This is a genomic window from Dysgonomonas sp. 37-18, assembly GCF_001899125.1.
In the GTDB taxonomy this organism is placed as follows: Bacteria; Bacteroidota; Bacteroidia; order Bacteroidales; family Dysgonomonadaceae; genus Dysgonomonas.
In genome coordinates this window covers 66,730-81,183 of sequence record NZ_MKVC01000034.1, presented here as the reverse complement: position 1 = coordinate 81,183, position 14,454 = coordinate 66,730, and the positions used below count along the sequence as shown (strand labels likewise).

The window sequence follows — 14,454 nt, the reverse complement described above, 5'->3', positions numbered from 1 at the left end:
TTCAGATAAGCCGAGTGATGATAGGTTTTTCAAAGAACACTTACCTAGTCCTTGCCAAAGGACATTTCTTATGCTGCCTTGACGGGCGCACCCTTAATCGCATCTATTTCAAAGACAATGAATCGTTTAGATAGTAAATCGAGTTGTTTTTCAGAGTTCAACAGGAAATCATATTCACCACCCTTATAATAGGGTTCAAGCACATTGAGGAAGTTGGCTAAGTCAAAATCTTTCTCCCGTACCCGTTTGGCATCGAGGATAGCAGCATAGTCCAATTTGACAAACTCGTAGAAGGTATTGAACGACGGCAGAACAGATTCGTCTATTTTGATACGTTCTATATACAAGCTCACGGCATTGGAAAGAGCTACCTCTTCCGAACGTGTGGGAGGTTCATTATCCCGCTTCCATAAAGTCATTATCAGGGTTTTGATGCTTTCTCTTTTCTCGATATCAAAGACCCCATCGTCGGTATAAAATGGATTAAATGAGATGGGATTTTTTTCCGTATATGTAAAATACACTCCATCTTCTCCATTGGTACGACGGTTGATGAAATTGCAAAGTCCCTGATAGGAGTTCCCCGTATCCACAAGCACGATGTGCGTGCCCTGTTCCCAATATTGGCGACACATATGATTGGTAAAAAAGGATTTACCACTACCTGAAGGCCCCAAGATAAACTTGTTGCGGTTCGTGATAATCCCTTGCTTCATGGGCAGGTCGGAAATATCCACATGAATGGGTTTTCCGCTTACCCGATCTGCCATCTTGATACCGAAAGGTGAAGGAGAACTCTTGTAGTTTGTTTCCTCTGTGAAGAAGCATAATGCAGGTTCTATAAATGTGTAGAAACTTTCTTCACTCGGAAAGTCACCCGCATTACCCGGCATCGCAGCCCAATAGAGTGTAGCGACATCGACTGTATTGTGTCGTGGTTTACACTCCATAAGAGCTAATTGGCTACCCACATCGTTACGGATATTTTTGAGTTCTTCCGCATCGTCAGACCATGCCATCACATTGAAGTGTGCCCTGACAGAAGTAAGCCCGAAACTATGGGCTTCATTCAGGTACTTGTCGATCCACTCTTTATTGATTTGGTTTCCACGACTGTACTTCGATAAGGATTGCATATTGCGGGCAGATTTTTCAAATTGCCGCAGGTTATCTGCCGAATCGTCCAAGAAGATGTATTGATTATATACATGATCACAAGACAACAATAATCCCACAGGAGATGCAAACGACAGACGGCAATCACTACGATCGGTAGATAGCTTTTCGTATCGCATATCTGTTCCGACTGTTCCGGGCAAGTCTTCCACATCCGAAATGGTATGCAAGCATACTGTTTTATCTCCGATACGTAAGCCATCTGTTCCCAACTCCAAGTCTTTTAAACAAGTCGTATCTTCGAGGGACAGGGCAAAGTATTTTTCAATCAGCCCCGCTTCTTTTTCCGTTCCTGTTATCTCGTCTGAAGCAATACGCGTCAGCGTAATAAATCCCGAATCATTCAAAATTCGCTCAAACTGCCCGACTGCCTCCATAAATCGCAATGCTGTTTCTTTATTGACCTCTTTGGGGATGATGTTTCCTCGACAGAGCGATGAAAAATTACTTTGCATCCGCATTCTATCTTTGGTCGTTTTGGTCAAAAACAAAAAGCAAGTATGGTTCAGAAAAGGACGTTCGTTGAAGTGACGTTCGAATGAGCGGGATAGAAAACTCATATCCTCTTTATCGGTAGCAGGCTTGTAGTTCTCTTTGACGAACCAATCTTGCTTATGGATAATTGAGTAATCGGGCAAAACCTTAATGGCTTTCGTCCAAGCCGAATGTATGGCTTCGTATTCGGTATTTGTTACAGTGAACAGTTCCGGCAGATCCACACGGTAGGCTATCGTTATATCCGCATCTTTGCTGATAATGCAGTCGCGTTCAACCGAAAGCAAAGGAAATTTACTTTCGATGGTAGCTGCTTTTAGTGTATTACGCATTCCATACCTCCTTCTTTTTACGGTATTGAAACAAGCGACGAGAGTTTCTGCGGTTGATCAGAAAACGGGGATGTTGCCGTTTGGCGAGCAACTTCATGAGCCCATGTTCTCCATATTTTGTATTCAGGTTAAAAGTCAGCCATACCAGTACAGAAGCAGTAATAATACCGAAACCGATACATATCCACTGATCTACTCCTGCCATATACATAACTACAAATACGATGAATACAGCCAGTAGACCACCTGCGAAGATGAAAAGATATTGTGCTTTCAAACCCTTAAATTCCACGCTCTTGCCAATGCCCTTGTTAATATTATACTCCATTTTTCTTATTCTTATTTAATGAATAATAAAGGGGTCTGAGACCCTTACAGGAAGAAAGAGCGTAGAATAGTGGCGGCAACAATCAGGAAGATACACGCACCGAACCACGAAGCAGCAGTTTTAGAGGTGTCGGGATCACCTGATGAGAATTTATTATAGACTTTTATACCTCCGATCAGACCGACAACGGCTCCAATGGCATAGATGAGTTTTGTTCCCGGATCGAAATACGATGTTACCATATTGGTAGCTTCGGTAATACCTCCGATACCGTTACCTTGTGCGAATACAGATGATACAGCAACCATGATGAAGGCTGCTGACAAAAGAAATTTTTTCTTTGTCATACGTTTTTTGATTAATAGTACAGGGGGTGGAATAGTCCCCTGTACTGAATGAATAATGTTGTTTAACTTTGATTTTTTAGTGGGGGTCGCAGACCCTTTTGTTTGGCTGACGCACATTCACGCTAACCATAATCTCGCTCTTTCATATTTTTACTTTTTTTGTTTTACATATTGCGTACATTAAAATCAGTCGGAGCTTTGACGATCGGCTCCACTATTTCTTCTGCTTCTCTTTGTTTACGTTGGAAGGCTGAGAAGTAATCGTCCATAAGCGACGAAACGATCACTTTCTTTTTGGGCTTACCCGATACAACCTGTTCAAACATATCCGTCTTGCGTATCTCGACCAATACCCGTCCGGCTTCTTCTTTTTCTTCGGATGTTGCATTGTCGGGTGTCTCCACCGTTCGCATCATACTCGCCAAATTATTGAAGTCAAGCCCCGATGCCATTGAAACCCCGGCTCTCCCTTCAGTATCTTCTTCTGTTTCCTCTTCGTCTATTTCTTCTGAATCATTGTCAGGCTCAAATTCGGGGGGAGTGTTCTCAATCTCTAAATTGATCTCATTTGAATCTTTGTCTGATAAATCATCATTCGAAAAGACTTCATCGAGTTTATCCAAAGGGATTGTCACCGAGGTTCTTCTTTCTTCTTCCTCGACAAATATAGAAGCATTTTCTTTCTCTTTTTCGTTATTAATCAGAGTGGTAGCTTCTGTCCGGGATTGTCTAAGGTCAAATTTGCTTTTGCCGATAATATCCTCCTTTGGTGCTGCACGAAACAGATTGAAAGCAGGCTTTTTCGATGCATTCTTTTTCCGTTTGAGTATCCGCTCTCGAAGCAAGTAGAAAACGACAAACAATATGTACAGTAGGATCGCTGAAATAATGTATTCTTTCATGACTAAAATATATCCGTGTTCTTTTTACGATATAGTTCAGTAATCTCGTTTTGGTAGGTATCAAAATGATGCTCCAATACATTGTTTAGATAATCGAACAAGGTATAATCGTTCTCACCGATAACTTGTACAATCTTCATAATACGTTCGTGGAACTCTTTTCGGATGTAAACAGTCTTCCCACTACGGCTTTTTATTTCCGTTTTTTGGAAAAAACAAGCTTCATATTGTTCAACTGTTGTTGGGACAGCCACATTAGCAGTCTTACAAAGAATCGTTTTGCGATTAATTTTTCTCTTTTTCATATTTTTATTTTTTGATTTATATCAGATCGCCACGCTCCTGACGATATAATTGGTTGATTTCTTCTTTATTCTGATTGAGATGCTCCTCCAGCACAGTATCTATATAGCCACCAAGTGTTACTTCATTTCCCGATTCAACTAATGTCCGGACCAATCTTACAATAAGTGAATGAATACGATGACTGATATAAACACACTGCCTAGTTTTGATTTCGTTGCGTTTCAGAAATGTTTCTTTAAAGCCTGCCGATTGTTGCCCCCGTTTACGACGAGAGACTGATTCTCTTACCTCTGGCGGTGGATGGTTCGCAATATCTTCTTGTTCGGACAGAACCATCTCTTCCGATATTGGCTCTGATTCCGATGGGGGCAGAATATCTCGGTTGTCGGGCTTGATTTGCCCGATGATAAAATCGGCATCAAACGTCGATGTATCTACTTTTTTAGCCATCGCACATTATTTTAGCAACTCCAACATTTCATTACTAAGAGTATCTATATTGCTGCCCTTGACCAGTGATTTATCTGCAGGAAATAAGGTTGAACGGAACAAAGCTTTGTGGTTGACAGATTGCTCCTTTCGGAAACGCTTACTGTCGGGGATAAAGGTCTGGAGCACAGAAAATCCTAATTCATTAATTACTCCCTCATAGACCTCATACAATTCAGATTTTTCTCGACCATCCACCATATTCCAGAGTAAATGCATGGCTTTAATATTCGACTTGCCGGAGTTGAGAATATTATCTCTTACCGCTATCATATAATTAAGGGTACTCTCCATCACCACACGGTCAGCAGCGATAGGTGCAATAATATAATCCATGCTGGCAAGAGCCAAAACTAGATCGCGATTATTCATCGTTCCGGGTAAATCGAAGAACACAAAATCATATTCAGCGTTTTCACAAAGGGTATCGGCATCATTCAATGCCTTTTCTGTACTACTCTCGATTACGGGATATGCTTTCTTTTGATCCAAACGGATAAACTGTTCGTACAACATCCCTTTGTAGTATTCGTCATTTTCGCACATCTTAAAATCCCGTTCTCGCATTTGAGATATTGAGTGTTGCGGATAGTCACAATCTATCACTGCCACATTGTAGCCTTTTACATAATGGAGATAAGAAGCTATCAGAACAGTAAGAGTTGTTTTTCCTGCTCCTCCTTTTTGTGTACTGAATGCAACATACTTCACTTCATTTTTACTTTCATCCTTTTTCATAACATCATTTGTTTTAGTTTTTAAATATTTATTTGTTCGTATCTCTACTGCGAAACATCTTTAATTCATTATTTTTTTATGGTTCCAGATAAATGCTGCTTCATTGTGATACATTTTTGATTTATTGCTTTTGTTTTTCTTTCAATATTTCCTTTTTCAATTTTCTTCTTTTTTGAAAAACTACGACACTACTTCTGTACGACATCACTGTTTTAAGACTGTACGAAATCGACTTCTAGACTTCTCGTTTATTTTAGAATTTATCTAAGAAAATATTTACAAAAACAGATATTCAATAATCTTCTGACAGCAAATAAAATCTATATTTCTCATACTTGCAGTATGTTTTTGAGAGGTGGCGGCTTGTGTCCGGGATTGTCTATACTTATTGATTTTCAGTTGATTATTTTAGATTATAACTTTACTGCATGAAACGTTATGGGGTATTCATGTCTCTTTTAAATAGAGTTCCGACACTCATAAATTGCCTGACAGGAATCAGGCTTATATCCCGAATTTTTCGGGATAGGATGATGCCCTCTATGGGCAAAAAGTATTTGCATTTGGGCAAATAGCAAGGTATGTTGAGTGCATCGCAAAATGAATTTTGCAGCACACAACCCTTGCTCTTCCAGAGGGGGATTTTCCTCTCCGAAGTCGGGAAAACATAATCCGCACAACAGTCCATCGTGTGCAGAAATTAAATTATAAAACGGTCTGTGACCGCACTAAAAGAATCATGTTATGAACGAAGAAAAAAGAAATCCCCACAATCGGGGAAAAGGGGGTAGACCCCCGAAGAACGATCCGACAAAGTATCGACTGACTGTGAATCTGACAGATCAGCAACACGTCGATTTTTTAGCCTTGTATGAACAGTCAGGTGTACAATCCTTATCCGGTTTTATCGCTGCCCGCATCTTTGGGGATGAATTTCGTGTAGTGAGAACCGATGCTTCGGCAGTAGAATTTATCACGAAGCTCACCGCTCTACACGGACAGATACGGAGTATCGGAGTCAATTACAATCAAGTTGTGAAGGAGTTGCATTCTAATTTTGGAGAGAAAAAAGCATTGGCATTGCTTTATAAATTAGAAAATGCAACCATTGAACTGGCAGGAATCGGACGGGAAGTGATGCAGTTGTGCGAACAATTTAAAGCTAAACATCTCTAAAAATGGTTGCAAAATTTAGCCACGTAAGCAATCTGTACGGTGCACTTACCTACAATCAGGAGAAAGTAGACGAAGGTTTAGGTAAAGTTTTGGCTACTAATTTAGTCATCGAACCCACCGATGGAGTCTTCAATGTATCCGATTGTATGCAAGATTTTGAACGGTTTATGCCTTCACATATCCGAACATCGAAACCTGTTATTCACATCTCACTCAATCCACACCCGGACGATAAACTGACCGATAATCAGCTTGCCGACATCGGGCGTGAGTATATGGAACGATTCGGATATGGCGGACAGCCCTACATGATTTTCAAACATGAGGACATTGGCAGGGAACACATACATATTATTTCGACCCGTGTCCGCACCGATGGTTCGATAATCAGCGACAGCAAAAATTACGAACGCAGCAGAAAGATTACAGACCTTCTGGAGCAAAAATACGGTCTGCACTCCAAAGAGAAAAATCAAGGCGAGGCATGGCAACTTTCTCCAATAGACGTTAGCCAGGGGAATTTAAAGAAACAGGTGGCAAACGTCATCAAACCGCTCTCGGAGATGTATTGTTTTCAGGCTTTAGGAGAATATCGTGCTTTACTCTCCCTATATAATATAGGAGTAGAGGAAATCAAAGGAGAAAATAAGGGCAGGATGTATCGGGGATTGGTTTATTCAGCGTTGGATAATGAAGGTAAGCGTGTCGGAGCTCCTTTGAAATCCTCCCTATTTGGTAAAGATCTTGGTTTAGATAGATTAGAAAAACGATTTGACAAGTCAAAAGAAACAATCAAAGCCACAGGCATAACCAAACAAACCCGTGCTAATGTTTCTGCGTCCTTTGCAAATACCCGTACAGAGAGCGAGTCCCGAGCGGATTTGCGGGAAAAAGGTATTGATCTTGTATTACGTCGCAACGATGAAGGACGCATCTACGGGGCTACATTTATCGACCATAACCAACGGGCAGTTCTTAATGGTTCTCGTTTGGGTAAAGAGTTTTCGGCAAATGTTCTTAACGAACGCTTTGCGGATAATCCACCTCGTGAGGATCTGCAAGCACCTAAGCCATCTATTTCTCCAAACCAAAGTGCCGACCCGACTATGAACAAGCACCCACAATCTCAGTCCAGTTATTCACAAACGGATGATCCGATGGGTAGTTTATTCTCTGTCTTTACTCCCGAAGTATCGGAATCAGATAACAAGCGATCGACCTTAAAACGTAAGAGGAAGAAAAAACGGAGATATGGGAGGCAGATGTGATTATTTTTGATTTATTTTTTGAGTATTCTCTTTACGTAAGCAATATCTATCAAATTTACAGTTTTAAAATTACCTTTATAGAATACCGCATAATTATTAAAGATACTAGGTAATTCTTTTGCTTTTTGTAGTGTGTCTACCGGAATTAGAACAATTGGAATGTCGTGTGTTTCACAATACTGTTTTATTATCTCAATATTTTGATGAATAAAGGGACATTGTATGCTGTAATAGATTGTTAGTTTATTGCTTTCAATTTTTGAGTTCTTTACATTTCTAGAGAACTGTGGCTTTGTCCCGTCAAAAGAAAGTGCAAGTAATTGATATTCATAATCAGTAGTATCAACAACTTCAAAGCCGACACTCTTTGCAAATGATTGGTCAGAAAGCCATGCTTTTTGTTTTGTTGCCCCAAGCATACAAATACCGGACTTCCCCTTTTCTTTGGCATCAGTGATACAATACTCTATCAACGATTTACCATATCCTTTGCCTTTATACTCACCTAAGACCCATAAGCAATATATATAGTAATAATTATTGCCAATTATGGGAACCCAAGCTGTTTCTAGAGGTGCATATTCTATAAAAACTGTAGCCTTTTCGTTTAGCTTTCTAAAAACATGACCTTCACTTAGACGTTCAGAAAGCCATTGTCGCTTTGCTTCAATACCAGGGTGAAGCTTTTTACTGCGTATAATACAGCATAAGTGCTCATTGGCTAGATTTTCAGTCGTTAAGTTTACAAAATCAGTATTCATAATTTATATCCCAATTTATGGATTAGCATTTGTATAAGCGGATTTATTTATAATACTAGACATCCTCAGCCACAAGCTACCAGCTCCTCAAAGTTATACATAATATCTTAACCATCTACCTACATTCGCATTTTCAATGAATTAGAAATGAATTAAATTCAACAATTATGCAAAATGAAGATGATTTAAGAGGACTAGCCAAAGTCATGGAGTTTATGAGGGCAATTAGTATTTTATTCGTACTGATGAATATTTATTGGTTCTGCTATCAGGCAATACACGATTGGGGAATCAATATTGGAGTGGTAGATAAAATTCTGATGAATTTTAATCGTACCGCAGGATTATTCAACTCAATCCTGTGGACGAAAATATTTTCTGTGATTTTTCTTGCTCTTTCCTGTCTAGGAACAAAGGGTGTAAAGGAAGAAAAAATCACATGGAATCATATCTACGTGTGTCTTGTATTGGGATTTGTGTTCTTCTTTTTGAACTGGTGGCTTCTTTATCTACCTCTACCTAAAATAGCTAATGCTGATTTTTACATTTTTACTATTTCGGTTGGCTATATTTTATTATTGATGGCGGGTACATGGCTGAGTCGTTTACTAAAAAACAACCTGATGGATGATCCGTTCAATTACGAAAACGAATCCTTTATGCAGGAAACCAAATTGATGGTAAACGATTATTCGATAAATCTGCCAACGAAATTTTGGTACAAAAAGAAGCAATGGAAAGGATGGATAAATGTAGTGAATCCGTTTCGGGCAGCTATTGTATTGGGTACTCCGGGTTCAGGTAAATCCTATGCCGTTGTAAACCAATTCATCAAACAGCAAATTGAGAAAGGTTATACAGGCTATATTTACGATTTTAAGTTTCCAGACCTCTCTACTATTGCCTATAACCATCTGTTGAACAATAGAGAAGGTTATGAAAAAGTGCCTACTTTTTATGTGATAAATTTTGACGACCCTTCCCGTTCACATCGTTGCAATCCGATTAACCCTTCTTTCATGGATGATATCTCAGACGCCTATGAGAGCGCATACACGATAATGTTAAATTTGAATCGGACTTGGGTGCAAAAACAAGGAGACTTCTTTGTGGAATCTCCAATTATCCTATTCGCTGCAATTATCTGGTACTTACGAATTTATAAGGACGGAAAGTTTTGTACTTTTCCTCATGCTATAGAATTTTTGAACAAGAGCTATGAAGATATTTTCCCGATTTTGACTTCGTATCCAGACCTCGAAAATTACCTTTCTCCCTTTATGGATGCGTGGAAATCCGGAGCTGCCGATCAGCTTCAGGGACAGATAGCAAGTGCTAAAATACCTCTATCCCGTATGATTAGTCCACAATTATATTGGGTTATGTCGGGCGATGAATTTACATTGGATATTAACAACCCTGACGATCCTAAAATATTGGTAGTGGGTAACAATCCCGACCGTCAGAATATTTATGGAGCAGCATTGGGGTTATATAACTCCCGAATCGTGAAATTGATTAATAAGAAGGGGCAACTCAAAAGTAGCGTTATAATTGATGAGCTACCGACAATCTATTTCAAAGGGCTTGACAACTTGATAGCTACTGCTAGAAGTAACAAAGTTGCAGTTCTACTTGGATTTCAAGATTTTTCTCAGCTAAAGCGAGATTATGGTGATAAAGAAGCTGCCGTAGTAATGAATACCGTGGGTAATATCTTTTCGGGGCAGGTGGTTGGAGACACAGCAAAGACCTTATCAGAACGTTTTGGAAAAGTATTGCAAAAACGTCAGTCTATGACCATTAACCGAAACGATAAATCAACTTCCATTTCTACGCAATTGGATAGTTTGATTCCTGCGTCTAAAATCTCCAATCTTACACAGGGTATGTTTGTGGGAGCAATAGCGGATAACTTTGATGAGCGGATAGAACAAAAAATCTTTCATAGTGAAATCATTGTCGATAATGAGCGGGTAGCCACTGAAACGAAAGCATACAAGAAAATACCAGTTATCACCAACTTTGTAGATGAGGACGGTGTAGACCGTATGAAGGGAATGATCAAGGAGAATTATGACCGTATCAAAGCTGAAGCCAAACAGATCGTTGCTGATGAGTTAGGGCGGATTCGGAATGATGAGAATCTACGGCATTTGTTGCCAAAAGAAGAATAATCTTCACATAAAAAAAACAAAAGCCATTCAATGTTCAATTAGCGGCTTCTGTTTTTATATCAAGTATAATTCTAAACAGGGATGTTTATTTGAACAGGTGTTTCTACTATTGCTGCTATTTTCGTTGTAACAACATTATACAAATCAACTTCTGTAGCGGGAGTTTCTAATGACACAATCAAAGAATACCTTATCCGACTGTTATATCTATTAAGATTTGTTCTCATTTTCCACCAACCACCAACCGGAAAAATAGCGATCATATTGCAGGATGCTAGATCTGCAGCAGTTGTTGTTATCATATCACTGTGAATAGAACCGACACTTCTGTTCTTCATGCCTATTTGCCATCTTCCACTATCATTTTCCATTAAATCGATATTGGCAGCATCAGCATCCTCCTCCGATTCTACATACTTATTAATTCGCCTCTTGAATTGTTCTTGGGTTTCCTGTGGGTTATTAACATCAAATCTTAAACCACAAGATTGATAAGTATATTTATCTTTCCATCCTATTTCACCGGGACTCGGTTCTATAAAATAAGAAAGAGTAATTCTTAACGTTGTATTTATTTCTCCTAAACTCTCTAATACTTCTTTTGGCCACGGCAAATCAATGAAGTGCATTTCATTAAGAGAAACTGTTGACCTATTTTTTATGTAAGGCTTTAAAGTGCTTTGTGATATATAGGTAAATCCGTTCTCTGTACTATATAACGCACGTTCTCTATTTGGAATTCCATAACCACATGAACGCAAAATCCTCTTTATATTGGTTCTTCCTGCAACATTAAATTGACGTAACATGGAATCAGACCATTTCGCAGAATGCACAATCAACGCACGAATACTTTCAGCCCATAAATCAGGATAAGTAGCAGCAATTTCAGCAGCAAGATTAGAAGCAAGAGCACAAGCAGCGCTTGTTGCATTAATAGTTTCAAATTTACGGAATTGTATGTTTTTAGATGTAGTTAAAACTTCTAAAGCATCATGATCGACATACGGAGATAAATCATGTTCTCTTTTTAATAAATTACCACCTTCAAAAACGACATCAGGTTTAATAGGCCATTTTTTATCCCATATTACAGATGTACTACTGTATGGTGAAAGTCCTCCACTGGGAGCTACTCTTTGCAAATCATCATAATTTGCATCATTTATCTGCACTTTTTCAGTATATGCGCCAATTGTTAATGAATTCCAAGATTGCCCCGGATTATGTACAGATTGAAGAGTATTTCCATTGGGATAATCATTCCAAACGTCTTCATCATCTATATTTCCTGCTGCAATAATTATTAACCTTGGCTCCTCTTCTGACGTACCTACACACATATCATCCAAAGCTGCAGACCAAGAAGAAGGACATCCTTTGTCGTGCGTATCAGAAGATGTTACAGCCATACAATACAAAATCTTTTTGTTTGGAATCGTTATTTCTGCTTTGTAAATACACTGTTTTGTTATATCTCCCCAAAGCTCTTTCGGGTTTTCTCCAACGTCTGGAAGTAGTTTTACGGAACACAAGCTATGCTTTACCTCTACAGCATCATTATGCTCCAAAGAACGTGATAGGTCTCCATAGGCACAAACTCCTGCCATCATTGTTCCGTGTCCTTTTCTATCTGCAGTAGTCCATTGGCTACCATAAGCAAGACAATGGGCATCTTGTAGAACAGGTGAGAGTAGTTCATGCCCATTATTAACCCCTGTATCAATCACGCAGACTGATATACTTGATTGGTCATTTATGACAAGTCTTCTTAATAAATCCTCAACCCACTCATTTTGATCACTTGGATTTTCATTCGTCCAAAAATCTGCCGTTTCTTTCCCTGCTTTTAGTTCAGCCAAACAATCCGAACTATTTAAAATCTGGATTAGTGATTCACTGTTTGCATGAACCAGCAATACAGCTCTTTCTGGAAATAATAAATAGTTTGGCTTAAAGCTAATTTCTAATGTTGTGAGTAGGTTGGTAAATTGGTTTATTTGTTCTTGTTTGTCAGTAGATTCATCTATTTTTATCCATACTTCAAACCAATTATAATTTTCATTAGGAAGAAGTTGTGACGAATCTGTCCAGAATGAATGTAGTAAGGCAATATGTATATCTTCTATACTATTAATCAATTTTTGATTTTTTGGATTACCATTCTGAGTAACTTTTGTTCCATAATCCCGTAATTTGTTCAGAAATTTATTTTCTTGTCCTCTTGGAATATATACAGTTGCATAAGTATCTGTATTCCCATTATTATCTGTAATATCCCTAACATTCATTAAGCGCATACCAGCATTAATGGCTTCAAGGCTTTGAGTAACCAAATCATAGTTTTGCTTCCCTTTAAATTCTACATATGTACCTGTACGAGTAGGTAAAGAAAGTGCATCTCGTTGAACTTTCATATTACTGTCAGCCTCTCGCATTCTATCAAACTTATTTCCCAAAGAAACAGCATGAGAAACTCTATCTCTGTTAGGAATATTCGGCCTTCCAGCTGGTCTTTGCCCCGGAGAATAACGAATTGTATCTGCTAAATCAGGAAGCTTAATATGATCGTATCTACCCATAATAATTAGATTTTATATGCCATTGTGCGTTCTTTAATTGTTTTTTCTATTAAAGAGAGAGAAATATCAGAGTTATTTAAAATGGACTCTTTTATTGCATCCAAACACGCTTGATTTATCTCAGCATGGCTAAGACTTTCAAGCATGGGTAAAAGAACCTTTATATCCTTACTCGTCACGTTTTTGCCAAGTCTACTTTTTAAAAGCTGTATTTTTTCTTCATCTGAGGGAAGATTATAATGAATAACGTCATCAAACCTTCTAAACAAAGCCTGATCTAACATTCCCAAATTATTTGTTGCTGCAATAATTAGACTCTCGGAGTTATCTCTTTCTAAGAATTGAAGAAATGAGTTGAGAACTCTACGCATTTCTCCAACATCATTATCCTTTCCACGTTGAGAACCGATAGCATCAAATTCATCAAATAAATAAACAGCGGGTCTATCCATGATTAAATCGAATATTTGACGGAGTTTTGCACTTGTTTCTCCCATATATTTAGTAACAACTTTATCCATTAATATAACATAAATAGGCAAGTGGAGCTCATTCGCAATTATTGATGCTGACATTGTTTTTCCAGTTCCGGGAGGGCCAGAAAATAATATTTTCCTTCTGTTCTCTAAATTATGACTCAATAATTTATTTCTGTGTGTAAACTCCCTGATGATCCTATTAATCCGGTCTTTTATTTCGCTCGGAACTATTAAATCCGATAGTTTTTTATCAGATTCTACTTCCAATACTAAACCTTGTAGCTCTGAATTTAAAGGTTTCAGTTTTGGAGATGTTTTTTTCCCATTATCAATAATTTGCTTAATGTCATTTGCTAAATTGGAATGTCCTAACTTGGCTTCATGAGCAGCTATCTGAAGAGCAACAGTATTAAACTTTTCATTGTTTTCTTCAAAATGACTCTTAATAAGGGTCTTTATTTGATTTGCTGTTGCCATATTATTTATTCTTTTCCTTTTTAAGTTCTTCTTTAGAACATAGTAACTGGTTAATCTCAACATCCAATATTGATGCTATTTTATAGAGAGTCTCTAATGAAGGTTGTCTTCGATTGTGTACATATGCGTTGACCACATTAAAACTTTTGTCCAACTGATCTGCCAGCCAAACTTGTTTAACCCCTTTTTTCTCAAGTACCTCTTTTATCTTATTCATTGAATTAATTATGATTCATACATAGTATAAATTAGGTTACAAAAATACACTATTTCCTGATATATCTAAAATAATCCTCACTAAAGTCGAGTGTGTTAAAAAAAATATTTGATTTTCTCTAGAGCCTGATTTCTAAAACCACCCCCAGACAATCCCAGACACAAGCTACCACTCGTCTAAAGCCTTGCAATCAGTCCATTACTT

At 38.2% G+C, this 14,454-nt stretch carries 13 protein-coding genes and 1 pseudogene; 3 read left to right on the top strand and 11 right to left on the bottom strand.

The window, feature by feature from the left end; genetic code table 11:
- Positions 1–92: 92 nt before the first annotated feature.
- The 7 genes and pseudogenes from BGO84_RS13695 to BGO84_RS13665 all read right to left on the bottom strand — a co-directional run.
- A pseudogene (locus BGO84_RS13695) lies at positions 93–2,003 on the bottom strand (TraG family conjugative transposon ATPase); the annotation flags it as partial.
- Entirely contained in the window at positions 1,996–2,331 is a 336-nt protein-coding gene (locus BGO84_RS13690) for a DUF4133 domain-containing protein (RefSeq protein WP_291029978.1), read from the bottom strand. The gene BGO84_RS13690 and the pseudogene BGO84_RS13695, both read right to left, overlap by 8 nt.
- Positions 2,332–2,375: 44 nt before the next feature.
- Positions 2,376–2,678 (bottom strand): DUF4134 domain-containing protein, encoded by a 303-nt coding sequence (locus BGO84_RS13685; RefSeq protein ID WP_006844193.1) that lies wholly within the window; start codon positions 2,676–2,678, stop codon positions 2,376–2,378.
- 164 nt (positions 2,679–2,842) lie between these two features.
- Positions 2,843–3,580, bottom strand: a complete 738-nt coding sequence (locus tag BGO84_RS13680; RefSeq protein WP_291029976.1) for a hypothetical protein — start codon at positions 3,578–3,580, stop codon at positions 2,843–2,845.
- A gap of 2 nt (positions 3,581–3,582) precedes the next feature.
- On the bottom strand, positions 3,583–3,885 hold the full coding sequence (locus BGO84_RS13675; RefSeq protein WP_291029974.1) for a DUF3408 domain-containing protein: 303 nt from the start codon (positions 3,883–3,885) through the stop codon (positions 3,583–3,585).
- A 16-nt stretch (positions 3,886–3,901) separates the two neighbouring features.
- Positions 3,902–4,336: a DUF3408 domain-containing protein gene (locus BGO84_RS13670; RefSeq protein WP_291029972.1), complete on the bottom strand. Its 435-nt coding sequence runs from the start codon at positions 4,334–4,336 to the stop codon at positions 3,902–3,904.
- A 6-nt stretch (positions 4,337–4,342) separates the two neighbouring features.
- Positions 4,343–5,113: an AAA family ATPase gene (locus BGO84_RS13665; RefSeq protein ID WP_291029970.1), complete on the bottom strand. Its 771-nt coding sequence runs from the start codon at positions 5,111–5,113 to the stop codon at positions 4,343–4,345.
- Between the two features lie 744 nt (positions 5,114–5,857).
- Between BGO84_RS13665 and mobA the strand changes: the two genes are divergently transcribed.
- Entirely contained in the window at positions 5,858–6,289 is a 432-nt protein-coding gene (mobA, locus tag BGO84_RS13660) for a conjugal transfer protein MobA (RefSeq protein ID WP_291029968.1), read from the top strand.
- Between the two features lie 2 nt (positions 6,290–6,291).
- Positions 6,292–7,557, top strand: coding sequence for a conjugal transfer protein MobB (gene mobB, locus BGO84_RS13655; protein WP_291029966.1), 1,266 nt, complete (start codon positions 6,292–6,294; stop codon positions 7,555–7,557).
- Between the two features lie 11 nt (positions 7,558–7,568).
- Here mobB and BGO84_RS13650 read toward each other — a convergent pair whose 3' ends face one another.
- Positions 7,569–8,318, bottom strand: a complete 750-nt coding sequence (locus tag BGO84_RS13650) for a GNAT family N-acetyltransferase (RefSeq protein ID WP_291029964.1) — start codon at positions 8,316–8,318, stop codon at positions 7,569–7,571.
- Between the two features lie 167 nt (positions 8,319–8,485).
- Here BGO84_RS13650 and mobC point away from each other — a divergent pair, with 167 nt between their 5' ends.
- The gene (gene mobC / locus BGO84_RS13645) at positions 8,486–10,495 is read left to right on the top strand and encodes a conjugal transfer protein MobC (RefSeq protein WP_291029962.1); all 2,010 of its coding nucleotides are present in this window, start codon (positions 8,486–8,488) and stop codon (positions 10,493–10,495) included.
- 71 nt (positions 10,496–10,566) lie between these two features.
- On the opposite strand, the gene BGO84_RS13640 is transcribed toward mobC, so the two are convergent.
- From BGO84_RS13640 to BGO84_RS13630, 3 genes are all read right to left on the bottom strand, one after another.
- Complete coding sequence (locus tag BGO84_RS13640) at positions 10,567–12,933, bottom strand: S8 family peptidase (protein WP_291029960.1); 2,367 nt, start codon at positions 12,931–12,933, stop codon at positions 10,567–10,569.
- 149 nt (positions 12,934–13,082) lie between these two features.
- On the bottom strand, positions 13,083–14,033 hold the full coding sequence (locus tag BGO84_RS13635) for an ATP-binding protein (protein ID WP_291029958.1): 951 nt from the start codon (positions 14,031–14,033) through the stop codon (positions 13,083–13,085).
- A gap of 1 nt (position 14,034) precedes the next feature.
- Positions 14,035–14,250 carry a helix-turn-helix transcriptional regulator gene (locus BGO84_RS13630; protein WP_291029956.1) on the bottom strand — a complete coding sequence of 72 codons (216 nt, stop codon included), beginning with the start codon at positions 14,248–14,250 and terminating at the stop codon, positions 14,035–14,037.
- Positions 14,251–14,454 lie beyond the last annotated feature (204 nt).